General features: G+C 72.2%; 21 protein-coding genes. 11 read left to right on the top strand and 10 right to left on the bottom strand.

Features of this window, described 5'->3' with window-relative positions; genetic code table 11:
• Position 1 precedes the first annotated feature (1 nt).
• Entirely contained in the window at positions 2 to 724 is a 723-nt protein-coding gene (locus tag TAE01_RS07340) for a succinate dehydrogenase cytochrome b subunit (protein WP_246111201.1), read from the bottom strand.
• Positions 725 to 971: 247 nt separating this feature from the next.
• Between TAE01_RS07340 and TAE01_RS07335 the strand changes: the two genes are divergently transcribed.
• On the top strand, positions 972 to 1,466 hold the full coding sequence (locus tag TAE01_RS07335; protein WP_222594089.1) for a DUF4234 domain-containing protein: 495 nt from the start codon (positions 972 to 974) through the stop codon (positions 1,464 to 1,466).
• A gap of 24 nt (positions 1,467 to 1,490) precedes the next feature.
• Here the strand turns inward: TAE01_RS07335 and TAE01_RS07330 are convergent, their stop codons facing one another.
• Complete coding sequence (locus TAE01_RS07330; RefSeq protein WP_147064962.1) at positions 1,491 to 2,669, bottom strand: glycosyltransferase family 4 protein; 1,179 nt, start codon at positions 2,667 to 2,669, stop codon at positions 1,491 to 1,493.
• A gap of 101 nt (positions 2,670 to 2,770) precedes the next feature.
• On the opposite strand from TAE01_RS07330, the gene TAE01_RS07325 reads away from it, so the two are divergent.
• Positions 2,771 to 3,739, top strand: coding sequence for an SDR family NAD(P)-dependent oxidoreductase (locus TAE01_RS07325; RefSeq protein WP_147064960.1), 969 nt, complete (start codon positions 2,771 to 2,773; stop codon positions 3,737 to 3,739).
• A gap of 50 nt (positions 3,740 to 3,789) precedes the next feature.
• Here TAE01_RS07325 and TAE01_RS07320 read toward each other — a convergent pair whose 3' ends face one another.
• The 4 genes from TAE01_RS07320 to TAE01_RS07305 form a co-directional block, all read right to left on the bottom strand.
• Complete coding sequence (locus TAE01_RS07320) at positions 3,790 to 5,331, bottom strand: hypothetical protein (RefSeq protein ID WP_147064958.1); 1,542 nt, start codon at positions 5,329 to 5,331, stop codon at positions 3,790 to 3,792.
• A gap of 20 nt (positions 5,332 to 5,351) precedes the next feature.
• Positions 5,352 to 6,440 (bottom strand): mannose-1-phosphate guanylyltransferase, encoded by a 1,089-nt coding sequence (locus TAE01_RS07315; protein ID WP_147064956.1) that lies wholly within the window; start codon positions 6,438 to 6,440, stop codon positions 5,352 to 5,354.
• An 81-nt stretch (positions 6,441 to 6,521) separates the two neighbouring features.
• Positions 6,522 to 8,177 carry an ABC transporter permease gene (locus TAE01_RS07310; protein WP_147064954.1) on the bottom strand — a complete coding sequence of 552 codons (1,656 nt, stop codon included), beginning with the start codon at positions 8,175 to 8,177 and terminating at the stop codon, positions 6,522 to 6,524.
• Complete coding sequence (locus TAE01_RS07305) at positions 8,174 to 9,076, bottom strand: ABC transporter ATP-binding protein (protein ID WP_147064951.1); 903 nt, start codon at positions 9,074 to 9,076, stop codon at positions 8,174 to 8,176. The genes TAE01_RS07310 and TAE01_RS07305 overlap by 4 nt, the downstream gene beginning before the upstream one ends.
• 93 nt (positions 9,077 to 9,169) lie before the next feature.
• Here TAE01_RS07305 and TAE01_RS07300 point away from each other — a divergent pair, with 93 nt between their 5' ends.
• Both TAE01_RS07300 and TAE01_RS07295 read left to right on the top strand, forming a co-directional pair.
• The gene (locus TAE01_RS07300; RefSeq protein ID WP_147064949.1) at positions 9,170 to 9,685 is read left to right on the top strand and encodes a GbsR/MarR family transcriptional regulator; all 516 of its coding nucleotides are present in this window, start codon (positions 9,170 to 9,172) and stop codon (positions 9,683 to 9,685) included.
• Between the two features lie 175 nt (positions 9,686 to 9,860).
• Positions 9,861 to 11,453, top strand: coding sequence for an acyl-CoA mutase large subunit family protein (locus TAE01_RS07295; protein WP_147064947.1), 1,593 nt, complete (start codon positions 9,861 to 9,863; stop codon positions 11,451 to 11,453).
• Positions 11,454 to 11,526: 73 nt separating this feature from the next.
• On the opposite strand, the gene TAE01_RS07290 is transcribed toward TAE01_RS07295, so the two are convergent.
• The 4 genes from TAE01_RS07290 to TAE01_RS07275 all read right to left on the bottom strand — a co-directional run bounded on the left by TAE01_RS07290 (position 11,527) and on the right by TAE01_RS07275 (position 15,203).
• Positions 11,527 to 12,414: a DUF559 domain-containing protein gene (locus TAE01_RS07290; protein WP_147064945.1), complete on the bottom strand. Its 888-nt coding sequence runs from the start codon at positions 12,412 to 12,414 to the stop codon at positions 11,527 to 11,529.
• A 174-nt stretch (positions 12,415 to 12,588) separates the two neighbouring features.
• The gene (locus TAE01_RS07285; protein WP_147064943.1) at positions 12,589 to 13,467 is read right to left on the bottom strand and encodes a carbohydrate kinase family protein; all 879 of its coding nucleotides are present in this window, start codon (positions 13,465 to 13,467) and stop codon (positions 12,589 to 12,591) included.
• On the bottom strand, positions 13,464 to 14,423 hold the full coding sequence (locus TAE01_RS07280) for a pseudouridine-5'-phosphate glycosidase (RefSeq protein WP_147064941.1): 960 nt from the start codon (positions 14,421 to 14,423) through the stop codon (positions 13,464 to 13,466). Before TAE01_RS07280 ends, TAE01_RS07285 begins: the two co-directional genes overlap by 4 nt.
• Before the next feature lie 57 nt (positions 14,424 to 14,480).
• Complete coding sequence (locus TAE01_RS07275; protein ID WP_147064939.1) at positions 14,481 to 15,203, bottom strand: (2Fe-2S)-binding protein; 723 nt, start codon at positions 15,201 to 15,203, stop codon at positions 14,481 to 14,483.
• A gap of 73 nt (positions 15,204 to 15,276) precedes the next feature.
• Between TAE01_RS07275 and TAE01_RS07270 the strand changes: the two genes are divergently transcribed.
• From TAE01_RS07270 to TAE01_RS07240, 7 genes are all read left to right on the top strand, one after another.
• Positions 15,277 to 16,530, top strand: coding sequence for an amidohydrolase (locus TAE01_RS07270; protein WP_147064938.1), 1,254 nt, complete (start codon positions 15,277 to 15,279; stop codon positions 16,528 to 16,530).
• Between the two features lie 123 nt (positions 16,531 to 16,653).
• A complete protein-coding gene (locus TAE01_RS07265) occupies positions 16,654 to 17,712 on the top strand; it encodes a BMP family lipoprotein (RefSeq protein WP_246111200.1) in 1,059 nt (352 codons plus the stop codon).
• A gap of 159 nt (positions 17,713 to 17,871) precedes the next feature.
• Positions 17,872 to 19,053, top strand: coding sequence for an ABC transporter permease (locus TAE01_RS07260; protein ID WP_147064934.1), 1,182 nt, complete (start codon positions 17,872 to 17,874; stop codon positions 19,051 to 19,053).
• Between the two features lies 1 nt (position 19,054).
• Positions 19,055 to 20,044 (top strand): ABC transporter permease, encoded by a 990-nt coding sequence (locus TAE01_RS07255; protein WP_147064932.1) that lies wholly within the window; start codon positions 19,055 to 19,057, stop codon positions 20,042 to 20,044.
• The gene (locus TAE01_RS07250; RefSeq protein ID WP_222594088.1) at positions 20,041 to 21,642 is read left to right on the top strand and encodes an ABC transporter ATP-binding protein; all 1,602 of its coding nucleotides are present in this window, start codon (positions 20,041 to 20,043) and stop codon (positions 21,640 to 21,642) included. Before TAE01_RS07255 ends, TAE01_RS07250 begins: the two co-directional genes overlap by 4 nt.
• Positions 21,643 to 22,068, top strand: a complete 426-nt coding sequence (locus tag TAE01_RS07245; RefSeq protein ID WP_147064930.1) for a cytidine deaminase — start codon at positions 21,643 to 21,645, stop codon at positions 22,066 to 22,068. It abuts the gene before it with no gap.
• A 56-nt stretch (positions 22,069 to 22,124) separates the two neighbouring features.
• Positions 22,125 to 23,414 carry a thymidine phosphorylase gene (locus TAE01_RS07240; RefSeq protein WP_147064928.1) on the top strand — a complete coding sequence of 430 codons (1,290 nt, stop codon included), beginning with the start codon at positions 22,125 to 22,127 and terminating at the stop codon, positions 23,412 to 23,414.
• Positions 23,415 to 23,648 lie beyond the last annotated feature (234 nt).

Raw genomic sequence — 23,648 nt, 5'->3', positions numbered from 1 at the left:
ATCAGTTCCCCTTGACGATTCCGAACAGGATGGCGAGCGGCGGCAGCACGAAGCCCACGGACGTCACCAGCGCGATGACGGTGGCGGTGACCTTGGCGGTCCGGCGCGACTTCGCGCTGTTGGTCCAGCCGAGCGTCTGCGAGGCGCTCCACACGCCGTGCCACAGGTGCATGCCGAGGGCGACGAGCGCCAGCACGTAGATGAGGACGACCCACCAGACCTGGAAGCTCGAGATGACGAGCTTGCCGGCGCTGTCGCCGACGGCGTCGGGGCCGACGTTGATCTTGAGGATCGTGAACTGCAGCAGGTGCCACACGAGGAAGAGCAGCAGCGCGACGCCGCCCCAGCGCATCATCCGGCTCCGGATGGTCGCCTGGGCGGCCTGCTTGGCCACGTAGCGCGTGGTGCGCGCGCCCCGGGCCCGGCTCCACAGGTAGAAGGCGGAGTAGGCGTGGGCGACGAGCGCCACGACGAGCAGCACGCGGAAGAGCCAGAGGAACCCGCCGAAGGGCAGGATCGGCATCAGGATGGTGCGCAGGTGCAGGGCGTACTCGTCGAACGCCGCGACGCCGCCGAAGATCTTGAGGTTGCCGTACATGTGCAGCAGCACGTAGAACACGAAGAGCGCACCCGAGAGGGCCATGAGCAGCTTCATGAACACGGTGGTGCGGCGTGCCGACGCAGGTCGAGGAGTTCCCGTCGCTGGGAGAGTGTTGGTGGCCACGTCCGCACCCTATCGCCGCGGTTTCCGCACCTGACTTCCTACCCACTGGTATGGCGCCCGTTGTGACAATCTCAACAACAACCCTCGACACGCGGGGCGTATGCCGTCCCGCCGGCCGGGAGCGGCGCCGCCGACCTGCCGTGGCCGGGGCGGAAATGACGAAACGCCGGCCACGTCCGGACGGCGACCCCTAGATTCTGCGCGACCCCGGGACAGGGACCCGGGGCGCAGACACAGGGAGACGACCGTGACCGAGCACCCCACCGAACCCCGGACCGCCGAGGCGTGGCCGCCGCCCCCGCCGGCCCTCTCCACCCCCGGAACGGCCGGTCCCGTGGCGGCGTGGCAGCAGCCCGGCCCCCTCGCCCCGCTCGCGAGCGGTCCGGTCGGCAAGGTCCGGTCGACCGGCACCTGCATCCTGCTGACCGTCGTCACCCTCGGCATCTACCCGCTCGTCTGGTACTTCCAGACGCACGAGGAGATGAAGCGCCACACCGGCGAGGGGCTGGGCGGCGGGCTCGCGCTCGTCATCGCCCTCTTCTTCGGGATCGTGCTGTCGTTCCTCACCCCGGCCGAGGTGGCCCGCCTCTACGAGCGTCGCGGCCAGCAGGCGCCGGTCTCGGCGGTGACCGGGCTGTGGACGCTGCTCGGGACCTTCATCGTCATCGGTCCGATCGTGTGGTTCGTCAAGACCAACGGCGCCCTCAACGCCTACTGGCGTTCGGTCGGGGCGGTCGGCTAGAGCCCGGTTCGGAGCGGCGCCGGCTCAGGCCGCGCGAGCCGGCTGCCGTTCCCGGACGACGCGGCCGTAGTGCCGGGCGAGGTCCTCGGTCAGGACCGACCACGACCGGGAGCGGACGCGCTCGTGACCTCGCCGCCCGAGGTCTGCCGCGTGGTCGGGGGAGCCGAGCACGCGGCATACCTGCGCCCGGAGGTCACCCGGCAGGTCGGGGTCGAAGAGGTAGCCGTTGTCGGCGTCGGTCACGAGGTCGACCGGGCCGCCGCGGCGGGGCGCGACGACCGGCAGTCCGGTCGCGCCGGCCTCCTGGAGGGTCTGCCCGAAGGTCTCGGCGGTGCCGGTGTGGACGAAGAGGTCGAGGCAGGCGTAGGCCCGGGCGAGGTCGTCCCCGGCGCGCGACCCGAGGAAGACAGGGGGTCGGGTGGGTCGTCCCGGTGAGGCGGCCACGGCCTCGGCGAGCGCAGCACCGACCGCGGCGCGTGACGGGCCGTCCCCGACGACCACGAGCCGTGTCCGGGGAAGGTCGGCGAGCTCGGCGAGACGCTCGACCTCCTTCTCCGGGGCGAGCCGGCCGACGTAGCCGACGAGGCGTTCGCCATCGGGTGCGAGCTCGCGACGCAGCGACCGGGTCAGGGCGTCGAGCCGCCAGGCCGGGTTGAAGAGGGTGGCGTCGACGCCGCGGCCCCACTGCTCCACCCGGGGCACCCCCTGGGCCTCGAGGTCGGCCCGGGCGCTCGACGACGGGGCGAGGGTCAGGTCGGCCCACGTGTGCAGGCGACGGATCCAGCGCCACGTCGCCGCTGCCGTGGCGGCCCCGGCGGGGCCGGGCGTGTGCTGGCGCACGTAGGCGGCCACGTCGGTCTGGAAGACGGCGACCGTCGGCAGCTCCAGCCGGCGGGCCGTGGCCAGGCCCCGCGCCCCGAGGACGAACGGGCTGGCGACGTGCACCACGTCGGGCGCGAAGCCGACGAGGACGCGCTCGATCTCCGGTGTCGGCAGTCCGACGTCGAACTGGCGCACGGGGACCGAGGCCACGCGGTGCACGGGGGCACCGTCGAAGGAGGCCGGGCCCTCGACCCTCGTGCGGGGTGCGACGACGACGACCTCGTCGCCGCGACGGTGCAGCTCCTCGACGACGCGACACACGCTCGTCGTGACGCCGTTGACGGCCGGGAGGAAGGACTCGGTGACGATGGCGACGCGCACAGCCCCACGGTCCCGAGAGCCGCGCCGCCCCGGGCGACGTCCCGGGGTGCGGCGGGTGACGGCTTGGTGACGTCCTCGTGCGGCCCACCTAGGGTGGGCACATGGTGCTCCACGAAGCGGCCGCGGCCCTCGACTGGGTCATGGACAAGTCCCTGGTCCTGGGCTACACGAAGATCGGGCCGGCCGTGCGACGGGCCTGGTGGCCGCACGACCCCGCGCCCGGCGCCCTGACGGGACAGCACGTGCTCGTGACCGGCGCGAGCGGGGGGCTCGGACTCGCGACGGCCCGCGGGTTGGCCCGCCTGGGGGCGGCCGTGCACATCACGGGCCGCGACGCCGGACGCCTCGACGACGCCCGGACCCGGCTGCTCGACGAGCGGCCGCGGGCCGAGGTGACGACCCACGTCGCGGACGTCAGCGACCTCGCCGGAACGGCCGAGTTCGCCCGCGAGCTCTCACGGGACGTGCCGCGGCTGCACGCCGTCGTGCACAACGCGGGCGTCATGCCGCAGAAGCGGAGGACGACACCGGAGGGGCACGAGCTGACCCTCGCCACCCACGTGCTCGGGCCGCACGTGCTGACCTACGGCCTGCGCGAGAGCCTCGCCTCGGGGCGCGTCGTGCTCGTGACGTCCGGGGGCGCCTACGGTCAGCGCCTCGACGTCGACGACCCCGAATACGCCCGGGGCGACTACTCGGGCGTCACGGCGTACGCCCGGACGAAGCGCATGCAGCTCGTCCTGACCGAGCTGTGGGCACGCGATCTCGCGGCCGACGGCATCCGCGTCCACTCGATGCACCCGGGCTGGGCCGACACCCCGGGTGTCACCGACTCGCTGCCCCGCTTCGCCGCGCTGACCGGGCCCCTGCTGCGGGACGCCGACTCGGGAGCCGACACCGCCGTGTGGCTCACGGCCACCGGCGACGCGATCGGCACCGGTGGCTTCTGGCACGACCGTCGCCGGCGGTCGACGCACTACGCGCCCGTCGGCGTCGAGACCCCCGCACAGGTCGAGCAGCTCTGGGAGTTCGTCCGGGACGCGACCGGGCAGCCCCCGGCGGGCGCCTGAGCCGACGACACGGCATACGTGGCGCGAGGTGATCACGGGCTCCGGTCCGGTCAGGGTGCGCGGCGGAAGCACACCTGCGAGCCGGTCGCGCGCACGCAGTCGTAGCCGGAGGCCACGAGCGCGCGGACGCGGGCCACGTAGGCGTTCCACTCGGGTTCCTGCGCCTGGATCCGCACGCTGTCGTCGACGATGAGGGCGTCCGCGCGGGGGAGGCAGGCCGCGGTCTGGTCGAGGATGGCGGCACTGTCGAGCGAGTACTGGTGGAAGCGCGGGCACACGAGCTCGACGCCGTGGAGTCCCACGGCGTGGGCGTTGACGTCGTTCGTCCCGGCGCGGGCATAGGTCCTCACCCCGGGGCGTGAGTCGAGGACGGCGCTCTCCGGAGAGTTCCGCTGCAGCGACTGGAGACTGGTGCTCATGCCGCGGGCCGCGGTGAAGGTGACGTACGGGTGGAGGGCGCCGGCAGTGAGGTAGCCGGCGAGCAGCAGCAGGAGCGGCGCCCGCCACCTCACGACGGTGCCGGACAAGCGCGTCGCCACGAGCGCGAGAGCGAAGCCCCCTGCGGCAGAGAGGGTCTGAGCGTGGTGGGGGAAGGTCGCCGTGACCGCGATGACGACGACGCCGACGAGGAGTGCGACCACCACGAGGTCCCAGAGGACCGCGGGAGCCACGGTGCGAGGGCGGGCGGCCGCCTCCGGCTCGGAGCCGGACTCGGACGTCGCCGAGATCCCGGCCGCCTCCTGGGTATCCGTTGACCCCGGCCGCGTCCAGGAGCGGGGGACGGCGACGAGGACGACGACGAGGGCGGCGATGGTGACGGCCCCGGCCCCGCGCCCGTCGTCCGGGAAGGCGCGGAGCAGGTGTCCGACGACGGACCCGTACTGGGAGGCCGCGAGGTCGCCGTCGGCATAGTCGGCATTGAGGCGGAAGTTGTCGAGCCAGCCCGGCAGCTCCCCGCGGAGCCACATCGCCCCGACTCCCAGGGCGAGCAGGGCGAGCGAGCCGGCGAACGCGCGCAGGAGACCGGCGAGCCCGCCCTCGCGCCGTCGATGCAGGGCGACGACGAGCAGCCCCGCCGCGGCGACCGGCGTGAGGATGAGCTTGGTGAGCAGGAGCAGCCCGACGAGGACTCCAGCGGCGAGCCATCTGGAGCGCACGGCGCAGGAGGTGGCGGCCAGCAGCAGCGCCAGTCCGGGCAGGTGGGTCATGCCCGTCTCGTAGGCCGGACCGGTGAGCAGGAGCGGGGTCCCGGCGAACCCGGCGACGAGCGCGAGCGTGCGACTCGCCCCGGCGGCGGTGGCGATCACGGCGACCGACAGGCCGGCCACGAGGACCCAGAGCACTTCCACGGCCACGTCGGCGAGCGGGGAGACGAGCCGTCCCAGCGCGAGGACGTAGTAGAAGAGCGGGTCCTTGTTGTCCCAGACGTCGACGTAGAGGCGGTCGCCCGCGAACAGCCGCTCGGCGACCGACACGAACGTCCCGTGGTCACCGAAGGTGTTCGGCACGAGCCGCGGGAGCGCGAGAGCCCAGGCGAGGACGACGGTGACGACAGCCGGCACGGTGGCCGTCCGGGCGGTTCGAGCCACCACGTCCGTCCCGGCGCGCACCATCAGGTCAGCTCGATGCGGCCCTGGGCCGTGAGTGTCTCGACGACCTGCTTGACCTCTTGCGCACGGTCGGGCCGGGTGATGAGCAGGGCGTCCTGGGTGTCGATGACGACGAGGTCCTCGACGCCGATGAGGGCGACCAGCCGCCCGCCCGCGGCAACGGTGGCGTGCGAGTCGATGCTGATGATGTCGTCCTCCGGCCCGATCGCCGTGATGCCGGGCAGCGAGCTCGACTCCGTGACCAGACGGGTCAACGAGGCGAAGTCGCCGACGTCGTCCCAGCCGAGGGACGCGGGCACCACGGCGACGCGGCCGGCGGCAGCCGCGGGCTCGGCGACGGCGTGGTCGATCGCGATCTTGTGCAGGGAGGGCCAGAGGTCCGACATGCGTCGTGGGTCGGCGGCGATGGTGCGCAGCGCGTCGACCATCTCGGCATGGTTCTCGGCCAGCAGCTCGAGCAGGGTCGTGGCGCCGACCACGAACATGCCCGCGTTCCACCGGTACCGACCGCTGTCGACGTAGCGGGTGGCCGTCTCCAGGTCGGGCTTCTCGACGAACTCGTCGACGCGGTGGGCGTTCGGGGCGCCCGCGACGACGAGCGGCTCGCCCAACCGGATGTAGCCGTAGCCCGTGGCGGGAGCCGTCGGGTCGATGCCGATCGTCACGAGCTCGCCACGCCGGGCGAGCACGACGGCCTCGGCGACCGCCCTGCGGAAGTTGTCGGGCTCGGTGATGACATGGTCGGCGGCGAACGAGCCGAGCACGGCCTCGGGGTCCCGGCGCTCGAGGACCGCGGCGGCGAGGCCGATGGCCGGCATCGAGTCCCGCGGGGAGGGCTCGCCGATCACGGCGTCGTAGCCGAGCATCGGCAGCTGCCGGCGCACCGCGTCCTCGTGGGCGACGCCCGTCACGACGAGGATCCGGTCGCCGACGAGGGGCTCGAGCCGGTCCCACGTCGCGCGCAGCAGTGACTGGCCGGAGCCCGTGAGGTCGTGCAGGAACTTGGGGGAGTGGCGCCGGGAGATGGGCCAGAGCCGGGTGCCTGAACCGCCGGCGGGGATCACGGCCCAGAAGCCCGGTATGCCTGTCATGGGCCACACCGTACCGAGGCGAGGGGCTCGCCCCGGCGCAAGTGCGAGGACTCGGGCAGCCCCGTGACGGAACGGATGCCGTCAGGCCGCGACGTCGCGCCGCCGCAGCGCCGCGAGACCGACGCCCCCGACGGCGGTCGCGAGGCAGGTGAGCGTGGCCAGCGGGGCCCACTCGAGCGCCCCGCCGGGCAGGGCGGGGAGGTGGGTGAAGGGGGAGAGGTCGACGAGCCAGCCGGGCAGGTCGAGCAGCTGGCCGAACTCACCGAGCAGGAGGAAGACGATGAGGACGGCCCAGGCCAGGCCGGTGAAGCGCGGCAGGGCTCCGTAGAGGAGCATCGCGACGGCCAGGGCGACCCACACGGCCGGCAGGGTCGAGAGGCCGGCGCCGGTGAGGCGCGTGACCGTCCCGCTGACGTCGCCCGCGTCGCTGCCGTGCACGAGGCCCGCCACCACGGCACTGACGACCATGACCACGGCGGAGCCGAGGACGGCGACACCGAGGTGCCCGAGCGCCCACGTGGTGCGTCGCACGGGTGTCGCCAGAACGGCCTCGAGCCGTCCGGACACCTCCTCGGTGTGCATCCGGGTCACGAGCGCGATGGCGAGGGCCGAGGCTCCGATCGCGGCGAAGTGCAGTTCGGTGGAGAAGAAGAGGTCGGTGACGGACCCGGCAGCGCCACCCATCGCCCTGAGCATGTCGGCGACCTGAGGTGAGTCGACGAACGTCTCGACGCTGCCGGCGATGGACCCGAGGACGACGCCGAGCACGACGTAGGCGACGAGCCAGCCGACGAGGGTGCCGCGGGCGAGCCGTAGCGTCAGGGCGCCCGGCGAGGCGATGGTGCTGCGTTCGGCGCCGGCCCGGCTGGGCAGCACTCCGGCGCCGAGGTCTCGTCGGTCGAGCAGGGCGTAGGCGGCGACGACGAGCACGGCGTAGAGCACGAGGCCCAGCACCACCACCCAGTAACGGTTCTCGCCGAACGGAGAGACCTTGACGCCCCAGCCGAGCGGCGTGATCCAGGACAGGAACCGCGCGGGGCTGTCGGTCGACGCGGTGTCGCCGACGGCGCGGACGAGGAACGCGACGGCGAGGGCTCCGAGGGACCAGCCGGCCGTGCCGCGGGTGCTGGAGGTCAGCTGGGCGGCCACGGCGGTGACGCCGACCCAGGCGAGGCCGATGACGAGCCAGGTGACGCCGAGGGCGACCGAACCCGCGGGGTCGAGCCCGACGGCGATCGACCACCCGACCGTGAGGACGACGGTGAGCACCACGGCGACGGTCCCGAGCAGGACGGCGGCGGTCAGCGCGGCGCGGCGGCCGACGACGCCGGCGCCGAGCAGCTCCAGCCGACCGGCCTCCTCCTCGGTGCGCGTGTGGCGGCGGACGACGACGTAGGCGAGCAGGGCAAGGAAGACCCCTCCGAGCAGGACGGACTTGAACGTCGCGATCGAGTCGATACCGAGGCTCGAGATGGGGCCGTACATGGCGACGAGCGCCGGGTTGGACAACGTCGGGGCCATCGAGGCCTGTGGCGTCCTGAGGTCCGGGAAGAGCTCGAACGTCGCCTGCGCCGACAGGGCGACGAAGGCCGCGAGGCCCGCGGCGCTGACCGGCACGAGCACCCGGTCGCGGCGCGCCGCGAGGCGCAGCAGCGACGTCGTGCCGGTCAGGCCCGAGCCGGCGAGGCGGGAGGTCGAGCCGGCGGGCGGGTGCGCCGGCGCGGTCAGGGTGGTCATGTCGTCACCGGGGTCGAGCGGTACTGCTCCATGAAGAGCTCCTCGAGCGTCGGGGGAGCGCTGGTCAGGGCGGTGATGCCGTGCGAGCCGAGCACCTCGAGGAGCCGTCCGAGGTCGTCGCTGCCGACGGTGCACGTGACGTGGCCGCCGGACACCGCGACGTCGGCGACGCCGGGCAGCCCGGCGACCCGGGCCGCGTCGACGGGGTGGGCGAGGGTCGCGCTGACAGTCGTCCGGGAGAGGTGGCGCAGCTGGGTCAGGGTGCCCGACTCGACGTTGCGGCCCTCGCGGATGATGCTGACCCGGTCGCAGAGCTGCTCGACCTCGGAGAGGATGTGGCTCGAGAGCAGGACGGTGCCGCCGGCATCCCGGAACTCCCGGACGACGTCGCGGAAGACCGCCTCCATGAGCGGGTCCAGGCCCGACGTCGGTTCGTCGAGCAGGAGCAGCTCCACGTCGGACGACAGGGCCGCGACGAGGGCGACCTTCTGGCGGTTGCCCTTGGAGTAGGACCGGCCCTTCTTCGTCGGGTCGAGGTCGAACCGTTCGACCATCGAGGCCCGTCGCTTCTCGTCGACGCCTCCCCGCAGCCGGGCCAGGACGTCGATGACCTCGCCGCCGGTCAGGTTGGGCCAGAGCGCGACGTCGCCGGGCACGTAGGCGAGGCGCCGGTGGAGCGACTCGACCTCGCGCCACGGGTCGCCGCCGAGGAGTGAGGCGCTGCCCCCGTCGGCGCGCAGCAGGCCGAGCAGGATCCGCAGCGTCGTCGACTTGCCCGCGCCGTTGGGGCCGAGGATGCCGTGGATCTCCCCGGTCTCGACGTCGAGGTCGAGCCCGTCGAGAGCGACCGTGCGTCCGAAGCTCTTGTGCAGCGACTGCACCTGGATCGCGGATGTCATGTATTCGACGGTACACAAGATTCACGGTTTACTGAATGATATGACGGTAGCGACAGGGTCGACACGAACGACGCAGGCGACGGAGGAGACGTGGTGACGGCAGCGCGACCGAGGGCGACGCGGGACGACCGGGCGGTGTCCGCCTACGTCGAGCGCTTCGGCGACACCCTCACCGACGCCGGTATGCCGCGACTGGCCTCCCGCGTCTTCGCGCAGCTGCTCGCGGACGACGACGGGCGCATGACAGCGGCGGAGCTCACCGAGGCCCTCGACGTCAGCCCGGCAGCGGTCTCCGGGGCGGTGCGCTACCTGACTCAGACGTACCTCATCGGCAAGGAGCGCGAGCGGGGGTCGCGCCGCGACGTCTACGTCGTCCAGGCCGACGCCTGGCACGGTGCCATGCTCTCGCGCGACCGGGTGCTCGCCCAGATCGAGACGAGTCTGCGCGCCGGGGTGCCCGCCGTCGGCGGCCTCGAGACCGCGGCGGGGCGGCGACTCCAGCTGTCCGTGGCGTTCCTCGAGTTCCTCGGCGAGCGGCTCGGGGCGCTCGAGGGGGAGTGGGGCGAGCGCAAGGCCGAGCTGACCCGAGCCTGGCCCGCCGACGCCTGATCCCTCCTCCCGCCCGTCAACCGTCGAACGGACCCGTGCGGCCGCCTCGCCACGCTCGAAAGGCCACGTGTGGTCGGGGCCCGGGCTGACGGCATACGCCCTCGGTGACGTGACATCGGCAACGATCGGTGGCCGGGCGGCAGCAGGGGAGCCCCGCGCCGATACGCTCGGCGGCATGGCTGACAGCACTGGTGCGCGCTCCGAGTCCGACCTGCCCATCGAGCCCGTCTACGACGCGTCGGCCCTGGCCGGCTTCGACGCCGACGCCAAGCTCGGAGCCCCCGGCAGCTACCCCTTCACGCGCGGCGTCTACCCGTCGATGTACACCGGTCGCCCGTGGACGATGCGGCAGTATGCCGGGTTCGGCACGGCCAAGGAGAGCAACCAGCGCTACCATCAGCTCGTCAAGGCCGGCACGGGCGGCCTCTCCGTCGCCTTCGACCTGCCGACGCAGATGGGCTACGACTCCGACGAGTCGATCGCGCACGGCGAGGTCGGCAAGGTCGGCGTCGCCATCGACAGCCTCGACGACATGCGCACGCTCTTCGACGGGCTGCCCCTCGACAAGATCTCGACGTCGATGACGATCAACGCCCCCGGCTCGACGCTGCTGCTGCTCTACCAGCTCGTCGCCGAGGAGCAGGGCGTGGCCGGCGACCAGCTGACGGGCACGATCCAGAACGACGTGCTCAAGGAGTACATCGCCCGCGGCACCTACATCTACCCGCCACGCGAGTCCCTGCGTCTCATCGCCGACATCTTCGCCTACTGCCACCAGGAGATGCCGCGCTGGAACACCATCTCCATCTCCGGCTACCACATGGCCGAGGCCGGGGCGACGCCCGTGCAGGAGATCGCCTTCACCATCGCCAACGCCGTCGAGTACGTCCGCGCCGCGCAGGCCGCCGGCCTGCACGTCGACGACTTCGCCCCGCGCCTCTCCTTCTTCTTCGTCGCGCGGACGACGCTCATCGAGGAGGTCGCGAAGTTCCGCGCCGCTCGCCGCATCTGGGCGCGGATCATGAAGGAGGAGTTCGGCGCCCAGAACCCGAAGTCGATGATGCTCCGTTTCCACACGCAGACGGCCGGCGTGCAGCTGACCGCCCAGCAGCCCGAGGTCAACCTCGTCCGCGTCGCGCTCCAGGGTCTCGGCGCGGTGCTCGGTGGCACGCAGTCGCTCCACACCAACTCCTTCGACGAGGCCATCGCCCTGCCGACCGAGAAGGCCGCGCGCCTCGCACTGCGCACGCAGCAGGTCATCGCCTACGAGACCGACGTGACGAAGACCGTTGACCCCTTTGCCGGTTCGTACGTCGTCGAGTCGATGACCGACGAGATCGAGGAGGCGGCGCTCGCGCTCATCCAGGCCGTCGAGGACAAGGGCGGTGCGGTCGCGGCGATCGAGCAGGGCTTCCAGAAGGGCGAGATCGAGCGCTCCGCCTACCGCGTCCAGCTCGAGATCGACAACGGCGAGCGCACCGTCGTCGGGGTCAACCGCTTCGTGCTCGACCAGGAGGACCACTACGAGCCGCTCCGCGTCGACCCGACGATCGAGGCCGACCAGCGGGCGCGGCTCGAGGCGCTGCGCGCCGACCGTGACAACGACGCCGTGAAGGCGGCGCTCACGAAGCTCCAGGACGCCGCCCGCGGGACCGACAACGTGCTCTACCCGATGAAGGAGGCGCTCGCGGCCCGCGCCACGGGCGGCGAGGTCGCGCACGCCCTCCGCGAGGTCTGGGGCACCTACCAGCCCCGCGAGACCTTCTGACCCGAGCCCGTATGCCGTGTGCCCGGCCCGACGGACCGCCACGAGTCTTGCCGCGGCTGGGCGCCGAGCACGGTTACGACGCGGTCGACAGACTCGTGGCGGTCGGTCGGCGCACGTCGACGGTCTCACGCAGTGCGGCCAGCACATAGTCGGGCTCGAACATCACCTCATCCCAAGTGAATCGGAGCACCACCCAACCGCGCGCCCCCAGCCCCGTGTAGCGCCGGCAGTCGCGCTTCAGGGCCGGTCGGGTGCCGTGGTTCTCGAAACCCTCGGCCTCGATCACGATGCGTAACGCCTTGTCGGCGAGGTCCACCTGGGCGAAGAAGCCGCGGCCCTTCACGACGTGCTGGGTGACGACGCTGAGTCCTCCCACCCGAAGGCACAGGGCGCGCAGCACCGACTCGAACGGGTTGGCGGCCCCGCGATCCACGTGCTGGAGCACCCGGCCGACCTTGCGCCGAGACCGTGGCGGCAGGCGCAGCGCCAGATCTCGGACGACGAGCGGTGACAGACCGTTGAGCCACGAGGAGTCGGCCACCGCGATGGCTTCGTCGAACGGCAGGTCGAGGCAGCAGTCGATGACGGTCCGTTCGGGACTGGTCACCCAGCCGTCGACAACTTCGTCAGCCGACAGGTCTCGCCAGTGGCGCTGCACTCCGGTGCGCGCCGAGTCTCGCAGCTTGCGCCCTCGCGGCAGCGTCACGTGGGCGAGGTCCGGCTCGTGCTTGACCGCCCATCCCCAGTGCAACGCAGCCGTCAGGTGTGACGCCGCGGCACTGAGGGACTCCGCAGTGGCGCGTGCGGCGAGGAGGCTCGACAAGCCGTAGCGCCCCCGGCCCAGACGGACGATGCTCCCATCCGCGAGAGCGCGCCGAAGCTGTCGGCGGCGCACCATCGGGCGCAGCTGTGACCATCTGGCGCTGCCGCCGCACTGGGCCAGCACCGTCGTGACATCCATGGCCACAGGCTGCCCGGACGCCGCAGCCGCTCGCCGCGGTCATCCACAGGACCGACGGACCGCCACGACCCGCCAACCCGGCCCGACGTCACGCACGGAGCACGCGGCATACGCCCGTTCGTGGCGGTCCGTCGGCCCGGTCGGGAGCCACCGCCCGCCGGGGGCGTATGCCGTTCAGCCGGGTCGGGCGCCCACGCGTGCCGCCGCCGCACTGCCGGCCGCGACCCCGGCACGCAGGGCCTCTGACCGGTCCGCGCCACGGAGCCAGGCCGAGAGCATCCCGGCGTTGAAGGCGTCGCCGCACCCGGTGGCGTCGACGTTCTCGACGACCGGCGCCTCGGCGGTCTCGTCGATGCCGGTGCCGACCCACCTCGCCCCGGCGGCGCCGTAGGTCGCGACGATCTCGTGGGCGTGACCGAGCACGGCATCCAGGCCCCCGAAGGCCGCGACCTCGTTCTCGTTCGGCAGCAGCAGGTCGACACCGTCCACCCAGCCGAGGAACGCCGCCACCCCCTCGCGCTCGATGAGGGCCGGTGACTGCGGGTCGACCGACGTCGTCCACCCGAGCGAGCGGGCCTGTCGCAGCGACTCGAGCCCGGCGGCTCGCGACCCGGCGTCGAAGAGCACGTAGCCCGACAGGTGCAAGTGGGGCCGGGGCTCGTCGGGCAGGCCGAGCGAGGCGAGGTCGACGTCGGCGACGGAGAACGCCTTGTTGGCGCCGCGGTCGGGGAACATCGTCCGGTCACCGTGGGCGTCGAGCAGGATGACCACCATGCAGGTCGGCAGGGAGGGGTCGACGGCGAAGGCGCACGTGACCCCGGCGGCCTCGAGCTCGCCGCGGCACGTGGCCCCGGCCGCGTCGTCGCCGACCCGGGCGACGAGCGTCACCTCGGCGCCGAGGCCGGCGAGCCACGAGGCGGAGTTGCCGCCCGCGCCGCCGGGCACGAGGGCGACGGCGGACGGGGTGTCGGAGTGCCAGCGGATGTCGCCGGAGGGGCGGGTGATGACGTCGAGCCCGACGTCCCCCACGACGACGACCGGTCGCGCCGTCATGCGAGGGCCGCGCCCGCGCCGACCGACTGGGCCGCGACCTCGGCTGCCACCTCGCCGGCGAGGCGCGCGTTGGACAGGACGAGCTCGACGTTGGCGCGCAGGGACTCGCCGCCGGAGTGGTCGTGGAAGTACTCGAGCAGCCGCGGCGTGACGTCCTTGCCGTGCACGCCCTCGCGCTCGAGCAGGGCGAGCCCCTCGGCGACGAGCCGGTCGTGCAGGCCGCGCTCGACCTGCCGGTCGGCGGGCAGCGGGTTGGCGAGGACCACTCCGGCGGCGTCGGTGCCGAGGCGGTGTCGCGCCAGGACGACGCGCGCCGCGTCCGCCGCCGACTCGACCCGCCAGGGCACGCGCTGGCCGGAGTCCGAGAGGTAGAAGCCGGGGAACGCGTCCGTGCGGTAGCCGAGCACCGGCACCGACAGGGTCTCGAGCGTCTCGAGCGTTCCGGCCACGTCGAGGATCGACTTCACCCCGGCGCACACGACGAGCACCGGCGTGGACGCGATGACCCCGAGGTCGGCGGACACGTCGAAGGTCTCGGACGCGCCGCGGTGCACGCCGCCGAGCCCTCCGGTCGCGAAGACGCGGATCCCGGCCAGGTGGGCGAGGGCCGACGTCGACGCCACCGTGGTCGCGCCCGAGAACCCCAGTGCGGCAGCGACGCCCACGTCGCGCACCGACAGCTTGGCGATGTCGGGATCGGTGCAGATGCGCTCGACCTCGGCACGCCCGAGGCCGATGTGCACGACACCGTCGAGCACGGCGATCGTCGCGGGCACCGAGCCGCCCGCGCGGACCGCGTCCTCGATCCGCGCGCCGATCTCGATGTTGTCGGGGTGGGGGAGCCCGTGGGCGAGGATCGTGCTCTCGAGGGCGACGACACCCACGCCGGCGTCGAGGGCCTCACGCACCTCCTCGTGGACGACGAGCAGGTCAGGCCCGGGCAGGTGCTGCAGCATGGCCGACACCCTAGTTCTGCACCGCCGCCGACATCACGGCCGACATCACGGCCGGCATCACCGGCGACCGCGCGGGCAGGCGGCGCACTCCCGCATCCCCGGCAGCGCGTAGATGAAGCAGCACGACACGCGGGTCGGCTCGGGCCCGACGCTCTCGCCGGCCGCCCCGCGGGCGAGCCGCAGCGCCGTGCGCCACATGTCGTCCACGACGCCCCACCGCTGCCGCGATCCCATGCGCACGTCGGGCGCGTATGCCGTCACCACCTCCGAGACGAGCGCGAGGTAGGCCGCGTGGCCGCGTCGCACCCGTCCCGCGGGGTCCTCGTCCACGGCCAAGGAGGTCGCGTCGGGGTCGAGCACGACCCGCACCGGGTTGAGCCCCGGGGCCAGCTCGAGTCCCAGCCCCGCGGGAGAGGGCACGAGGAGCCAGGGACCGAGCGTCGCGGCATACGCGATCGGTGTCGCGGCGACCTCGCACGCCCACTGGAGCACGAAGGCCGCGGGCACGTGCGGCGGCACGGGCGCGTCGTGGCGGTGTCCCATCTGGCTGCGCAGGGCAGAGCGCCACGGCTCGAGGGGGTCCGCGCCGGCCCGCACGTGAGCCAGCACGTCTCGCCACCACACCGTGGCGGGGGAGGCCCGGCAGGTCAGCGTCGTGAACGGCAGCGCCCGGTCGACGAGACCGACGATCGTCGCGACGTCCGCGGACCCGGTCGGCCCCGTGGGCCCGGTCGGCCCGGTCGGCCTGGTCGGCTCGGTCGCTCGCGTATCCGGTTCCACGTCCCACTCCTTCCGCTCGTTCGCGCCCCGTGGCGGAGGGGCCCGGCCATCCTCTCGCTAGACTCCCGTTCTCGTGACCGACCGCTCCGCACCGCTGCCCTTCGACGCCATCACTCGAACCGTCGAGCAGCACGCCGCGGAGCTCGTCTCGATCCGCCGCGACCTGCACACGCATCCCGAGCTCGGGCGAGGCGAGGTGCGTACCACGGCGCTCGTCGCCGAGCGCCTCGAGCGCGCCGGCATCCGGGTGCGGCGGCTGCGCGGCACCGGGCTCGTCGCCGACCTCGGCGCGGCCGAGCCCGCCCACCGGATCGCGCTCCGTGCCGACCTCGACGCACTGCCGATCCGCGAGCAGACGGGCCTCGACTTCGCCTCCCGGACCGACGGGGTCAGCCACTCGTGCGGTCACGACGTGCACACGACGGCGCTGCTGGGTGCGGCGCTCGCGCTCAAGGAGTCGGAGCAGCGGCTCGTGGCCGCGGGAGTCGGTGCGCGCCTCGTCTTCCAGCCCGCCGAGGAGCTCATGCCGGGCGGTGCCGAGGACGTCGTGGCCCAGGACGGACTCGTCGGGGTCGACCGCATCTTCGCGCTGCACTGCGACCCCAGCCTCGACGCCGGCCAGGTGGGGCTGCGGGTCGGCGCCATCACCGCTGCGGCCAACCAGGTCGAGGTCACCCTCTCGGGCCGGGGTGGGCACACCTCGCGCCCGCACCTGACCCAGGACCTCACGTACGCGCTGGCCAAGGTCGTGACCGACGTCCCGGCCGTGCTGTCACGTCGTCTCGACCCCCGCGCGGGCGCTGCCCTCGTCTGGGGCTCCATCCACTCGGGCGGCGCGCACAACGTCATCCCGTCGTCGGGCAAGGTGGGCGGCACGCTGCGCATGCTCGACGCCGGCATCTGGGAGGGCGTCGAGCGGCTGCTCGAGTCCGTCGTCCACGAGGTCGTCAAGCCGTATGCCGTCCAGGCCGACGTGACCATCACCAAGGGCGTGCCGCCCGTCGTCAACGATGCCGGCTGCATCGACGCCTTCACGGCGGCGGTGACCGGCACCGGAGCGTTCGTCGCGCCCACGCCGCAGTCCCTCGGTGGTGAGGACTTCGCGTGGTACCTCACCCACGTGCCCGGCGCGATGGCCCGTCTGGGCACCCGTGCACCGGGCGGCACGACGTACGACCTGCACCGCGGGGACCTCGTCGTCGAGGAGGCCGCGATCGCCGTCGGGGCCCGCACCCTGGCCGGCGTCGTCTTCGCCTCGGCGGCCCAGCTGGCGGGCACTCCGACGCTCACGGGGGTGACCGCTCTGGGGGCGGTCGCGGATCGGTAACACTTCCCGTCAGTTGCCCCGAGGCGCTCAGATCTTGTCGTGCCGGGGTCTACAGTTCCGTGCTATCTGGGCCGATGTCGTCGTCGGCCCGACGGACTGAAGGAGAGCGCCTTGCGTTCACATGTGAAGTTGAGTGCGGTCGTCGCGGCCGGTCTGGTCGCCGCACTCGCGGGCTGCGGTGGGACGTCGGGTCCCGCCACCGGCTCTGGCGGTGGCACCAACTCGGCGGCCTCTGGCGACTGCTCGAGCGCCCAGGTGTTCTGCGTCGGCCTCGTGACCGACGTGGGCAAGGTCGACGACAAGGGGTTCAACCAGGCGGCCTGGGAGGGCGTCGAGCAGGTCAAGGGCGAGCTCGGTGCCCAGACGAAGTACGTCGAGACGACGGACCCCAAGGACTACGCCAAGAACATCAAGCAGTTCACCGACGCGAAGTACGACGTCATCGTCACGGTCGGCTTCCTCATGGCCGACGCCACGCGTGCGGCCGGCAAGCAGTTCCCCACGACGAAGTTCATCGGCTTCGACCAGTTCCAGGCCGACCCGGTCGTCCCGAACGTCACCGGTCTGATCTTCCACGAGGACCAGGCCGGCTACGCCGCGGGCTACCTCGCCGGTCTCATGACGAAGACGAACAAGATCGGTGTCGTCCTCGGCCAGGAGATCCCGCCGACCCAGGCCTACGCCGCCGGCTACGAGAACGGCGCCAAGGCCGCCAACCCGGGCGTCTCGGTCTCTAAGGTCTACCACCCGGCCGGCCAGAACGCCTTCAACGACCCGGTGTGGGGCGCCGGCGAGGCCAAGAAGATGCTCGCCCAGGGCTCCGACTTCATCTTCGGCGCCGGTGGCGGCACCGGCAACGGCGCTCTCCAGGAGACCGCGAAGACCAACGGTGCCGGCGACAAGATCTTCTGCATCGGTGTCGACCTCGACCAGTGGGACACCCTGCCGGCCGCGCACCCCTGCCTCGTCACCTCTGCCGAGAAGCACGAGAAGGACGGCATCGGCGAGCTGCTCAAGCAGATCAAGGGCAACACGATCAAGCCGGGCAACTTCTTCGGCACCGCGGGCATCGCGCCGTTCCACGACTTCGACAGCAAGGTCCCGGCCGACGTGAAGACGAAGGTCGCGGATGTCGTCAAGAAGCTCGAGGACGGCTCGCTCGCCACGGGCTACAAGGCCTGACCGAGTTTCGTTTCTGGGGCGGATCCGATCCGCACTAGAGTCCCTTCATGATGACGTCGAGCGGGTGCTCCACCGGGGCGCCCGCTCGACGCCGTTGTGCGCAGAACCACCGGGCGACGAGCGTGAACCCGGTCCAGACAAGGAGTCGAGAGGTCCGAGATGGCCGATCCCAGAGATGAGCCGTCGGACGGCACGCCCGTGGAGGGCGCCGTCGCCACGGAGACCGCACCGCCGCCCGTGCTGGCCGAGCGAGGGGCGCCCCCGCCCCCGACCGGCGTCCTCGGCCTGCTCGTGCGCGAGCAGTCCATCATCGTGCCGATCGTGGCCGTCATCGCGGCCCTCGCCATCGGCGCGGTCCTGATCCGGGCCCAGGGTGTCAACCCGACGTACGCCTACCAGAGCCTGTTCACGTACTCCTTCGGGACGGCCGACGGGCTGCAGGCCACCTTCGAGAAGATGGTGCCGCTCATCCTCTGCGGCCTCGCCGTCGTCATCCCGCTGCGGGTCGGCCTGTTCAACATCGGCGCCCAGGGCCAGCTCATGTCCGGCGCGATCTGCGCGGCGGCGGCCGCCCACGCGGTCCGTGAGGCCCCCGGCTTCCTCATCGCCGTCATCGCGATGGTCGCCGGCATCCTCGGCGGCGCCATGTGGGCCTCGATCGCGGGTGCCCTCAAGGCCACGCGCGGCGTGCACGAGGTCATCTCGACGATCATGCTCAACTCGATCGCAGCGGGCCTGATCGACTACCTCGTCAACGGCCCGCTCAAGGACCCCTCGCAGTCCTACCCCTCCTCCTACCCGGCTCCCGACGGCGCCAAGTTCCAGGCGCTGGGCTTCGTCCCGATCGGCCTGCCGATCGCGCTCGTGCTCGCGATCCTCGTCGCGTGGATGCTGCGCCGCACGACGCTCGGCTTCCAGTTCGAGACGATCGGCCGCAACCGCCACGCCGCCTCGTACGCCGGCATCAAGCTCGGCGGCATGATCGTGCTGGCCATGGCGGTCGCCGGTGCCCTCGCCGGTCTGTCGGGCTCGATCGAGTACCTCGAGATCGACCCCTACCGCTACCAGGACGGCATCGCCGGCTCGCTCGGGTTCGACGGCATCACGATCGCGCTCCTGGCCCGGTCGAGCCCGCTCGGCACGATCCCGGCGGCCCTGCTCGTCGGTGCCCTGCGCGCCGGGTCGTCGACGCTGATGTTCAACACCGGCATCCAGCCCGAGATCGTCGACATGCTGCTGGCGATCACGCTGCTGCTCGTGTCGCTCCCGATCATCGCGAAGCTCATCTTCCGTCGCCACACCGCCAAGTCGTCCGCGCTGGCGAGCAGCTGGGGGTCCTGACATGGAGTGGGTCAAGCGCAACCAGATCACCGTCGGCGCCACGGTCGTCGTCCTCGTCGCCGCCTACGTCTTCTACGGCATCAACTCCAACGTCGCGACCTCGATGTTCAGCGGCGCGTGGTTCTTCGCCGTTCCACTGGTGCTCGGCGCCCTGACGGGTGTCGTCGGTGAACGGTCCGGCGTCGTCAACATCGGCATCGAGGGCCAGATGCTCGTCGCGGCGTTCGCCGCGTTCTTCTCGGCCTCGGCCAGTGGCTCGCTCGTCGTCGGTGTCCTCGTCGGCATGCTCGCCGGCATCGTCATGGGCGCGTTCCTCGCGCTGACGACGGTCAAGGGGCTGATGGACCAGATCATCGCCGGTGTCGTCATCAACATCGTCGCGACCGGCCTCACGTCCTTCTTCTACCGTCCGGGCAAGGTCCTCTCGGCGAACATGCCGCAGTGGAACGTCCCGATCCTGTCGAACATCCCGCTCATCGGCGACGTCTTCTTCCAGTCCGGCCCGATCGCGCTCTTCGCCCTGGTGTCGGTGCCCGTCGTGCACTTCGCGCTGTTCCGCACCCGCTGGGGCCTGCGCACCCGATCGATCGGCGAGTACCCCTCGGCGGCCGACACCGCGGGCATCGACGTCATCCGGATGCGACTCGTCAACGTCACCATCGGCGGCATCTTCGCCGGCGCGGCGGGCGCCTACCTCTCGATGGAGGCCACGGGCGGCTTCGAGCGCGGGATGACCGCGGGCCGAGGCTTCCTCGCCCTCGCCATCCTCATCTTCGGCGGCTGGCGCCCGCTGCGCGTCTTCGCCGCGGCCCTGTTCTTCGGGTTCACCAACGCGCTCGCCTCGCAGCTGCAGGGCGTCGTCAACATCCCGCAGCAGTTCATCACCCTGCTGCCCTACCTGCTGACGCTCGTCGTGCTGGCGGTCGCCGCCGGCCGCGTCCGCGCGCCGGGAGCCGTCGGTCAGCCGTTCGTGAAGGGAGAGGGCTCGTGAGCCAGCCAGCACCGGAGACAGCAACGGGCGGCTCGACGGCCGCCGCGCCCGAGACGGGGTCGGCCACGTCCCGTTCCGTGCCGCAGGCCCAGAGGGAGCGGCTGCTCGAGCTCGACGGCCTGTCCAAGTCGTACGGCACCGTCCACGCCAACCGCGACATCAGCCTCCACGTCGAGCGCGGCGAGATCGTCGCCCTCCTGGGGGAGAACGGCGCGGGCAAGTCGACGCTCGTCAAGCAGATCTTCGGCCTCATCAAGCCCGACCGCGGCACGATCACGATCAAGGGCGACGCCAGCCCGATCAAGGACCCGAGGGACGCGATCCGTCGCGGCATCGGCATGGTGCACCAGCACTTCCAGCTCGTCCCCGTCATGACGGTCGCCGAGAACATGATCCTCGGCAACGAGACGACGAGTCGCGGTGTCCTCGACATCGACGGCGCACGCCGGCTCGTGCGGGAGCTGTCCGAGAAGCACGGCCTGCGGGTCGACCCCGACGCCGAGGTCGAGGACCTTCCCGTCGGCACCCAGCAGCGGGTCGAGATCCTCAAGGCGCTCTCGCGCAGCGTCGACCTGCTGATCCTCGACGAGCCGACCGCGGTGCTGACGCCGCAGGAGACCGACGAGCTGCTGAAGGTCATGAAGGAGCTCGCCGCGGGCGGCACCTCCATCGTCTTCATCACCCACAAGCTCCGAGAGGTCCTCGCCGCGGCCGACCGTGTCTACGTGCTGCGCCAGGGTGCGGTCGTCGGCGAGGTCGCCACGGCCGACACCGACGCGCGGGGGCTCGCCACGATGATGGTGGGTCGCGACGTCGTCCTCCGCGTCGACAAGGACGAGGCGACGCCGGGCGAGGACGTCCTGTCGATCCGCGACCTCGTCGTGCTCGACGACCGCCAGCTCCGTGCGGTGGACGGCTTCTCGCTCGACGTCCGGGCCGGCGAGATCGTCGGGGTCGCCGGCGTCGAGGGCAACGGCCAGCGCGAGCTCGTCGAGGCCATCGCCGGTATGCGTCCTCCTCAGTCCGGACGCATCGACCTGCTCGGCAAGGACATCACCAAGGCCAACCCGCACGAGACCCACGTCGCCGGCATCGGCCACATCCCGGAGGACCGGGAGCGACATGGTCTCGTGGCGTCGTACTCGCTGGCCGACAACCTCGTGCTCAACCGGTTCTCCGAGAAGCCGTTCGCCAACGGGTTCGTCCGCGACTTCGACGCGGTGCGCCAGAACGCCGAGGCGCTCTTCACCGAGTTCGACATCCGTGCGGCGGGCGTCTCGGCGCCGGCCGGCTCGCTGTCCGGCGGCAACAAGCAGAAGGTCGTCGTCGCGCGCGAGATGAGCTTCGGGCCCAAGCTGCTCATGGCGGCCCAGCCCACCCGTGGTGTCGACGTCGGCTCCATCGAGTTCATCCACCGGCGCATCGTCGCCGCTCGCGACACGGGCGCAGCCGTCCTGCTCGTCTCGGCCGAGCTCGACGAGGTCCTGTCGCTCGCCGACCGGATCGCCGTCATCCACGGCGGCAAGGTCGTGGCCGAGATGCCGGGCAAGGACGCCGAGCGCACGGAGATCGGGCGGCTCATGGCGGGAGACCACTAGGTGTCTCCGTCCGACGAGACACCCCGGACCGACGTCGACTGGGAGTCCCTCCGGCTGCGCGCGGTCGAGCTCATGGAGCGCGCCTACGCGCCGTACTCGCGGTTCCGGGTCGGGGTGGCCGGTCTCGTCGACGACGGCCGGGTCGTCGCGGGGTGCAACGTCGAGAACGCCGCCTACGGCGTGACGCTGTGCGCCGAGTGCGGCATGGTCTCCGAGCTGCACGCCACGGGAGGAGGCCGCCTCACCGCGGTCTTCTGCGTCGGCGGGGACGGGCAGGCGCTCATGCCGTGCGGTCGCTGTCGCCAGCTGCTGTGGGAGAACGGTGGCCCCGACTGCCAGCTCATGACGCCCGAGGGCGTGCTGCCCATGTCGGTCGTCCTGCCCCAGGCATTCGGGCCCGACAACCTGCGTCACGCCGAGGGCTGAACGCGTGTCGCGATGGTCGGCGTCAGGCGACCTCGGCGCTGGGACATGATGGTCCCGTGAGTGAAGCCTTCGATGCCGTAGACGTCATTTCCGCCAAGCGCGACCGGGCCGAGCTGTCCGACGCCCAGATCGACTGGGTCATCGACGCCTACACGCGCGGCGCCGTCGCCGAGGAGCAGATGTCGGCCCTCGCAATGGCGATCTACCTCAACGGGATGAAGCCCCGCGAGATCGCCCGGTGGGCAGACGCGATGATCCGCTCCGGCGAGCGCCTCGACTTCTCGGGCCTGTCGCGCCCGACGAGCGACAAGCACTCGACCGGGGGAGTGGGCGACAAGATCACCCTCCCCCTGGCACCGATCGTCGCGGCCTGCGGCGTCGCGGTGCCGCAGCTGTCGGGCCGCGGGCTCGGGCACACCGGTGGCACGCTCGACAAGCTCGAGTCGATCCCCGGGTGGCGGGCCGACCTCACCAACGAGCAGATGATGCACCAGCTCGAGGACGTCGGGGCGGTCATCTGCGCCGCCGGCTCGGGCCTCGCACCAGCCGACAAGAAGCTGTATGCGTTGCGTGACGTCACGGGGACCGTCTCCTGCGTGCCCCTCATCGCGACGTCGATCATGAGCAAGAAGATCGCGGAGGGGACGGGTTCGCTCGTGCTCGACGTCAAGGTCGGCTCGGGAGCCTTCATGAAGGAGCTCGGGCAGGCCCGCGAGCTCGCCGAGACGATGGTCCGCCTCGGCACCGACGCGGGCGTGCACACGGTCGCGCTGCTGACCAACATGGAGACGCCCCTGGGCCTGACCGCCGGCAACGCGCTCGAGGTCCGCGAGAGCGTCGAGGTGCTCGCCGGAGGGGGACCTGCCGACGTCGTCGAGCTCACCCTCGCCCTCGCGCGCGAGATGGTCGCCGGTGCGGGTCGCTCCGACATCGACCCCGCCGACGTGCTCGCCGACGGTCGCGCCATGGACGTGTGGCGGCGGATGATCCGCGCGCAGGGGGGAGACCCCGACGCCGAGCTGCCCGTGGCCAAGGAGACCCACCACGTCCTCGCGCCGGCCGACGGGGTGCTCGTGCAGCTGGACGCACTCGCGGTGGGCGTCGCCGCCTGGCGCCTCGGTGCCGGCCGCGCCCGCAAGGAGGACCCCGTGCAGGCGGGGGCCGGCGTCGAGCTGCACCACAAGCCGGGAGCCACGGTGCGTGGGGGCGAGCCGCTCATGACCCTGCACACCGACGAGCCGGAGCGCTTCGCCCGGGCCCTCGAGGCGCTCGAGGGCGGCTTCACCATCGCTCCCGAGGGATCGCGTCCGGACCTGCCCCCGATCGTCATCGACCGCATCTCCTGACGGATCTCCCGACTGGGCCCTCGGCTGTGGGCGGGAGCGAACGCAGGGGGTGGACGCCCGTTCTGAGTGCGTTCGGAGGGCGTTCGGAGGGCGGGCGCATCGGGTAGGGCCACGGATTTGTGCTCCGCCGCGAGGCCGGGTTAATGTTCTCTTCGTCAGCCCGACAGGGAGGAACGGACGCCACCGCGGAGCGAGTGATCGCGAGCGAAGTTGGCCGGTCCCGGGGTTGATGAG

The organism is Terrabacter aerolatus (genome assembly GCF_007991735.1).
GTDB lineage: Bacteria > Actinomycetota > Actinomycetes > Actinomycetales > Dermatophilaceae > Terrabacter > Terrabacter aerolatus.
This window is presented reverse-complemented; position numbering and strand designations above follow the sequence as displayed.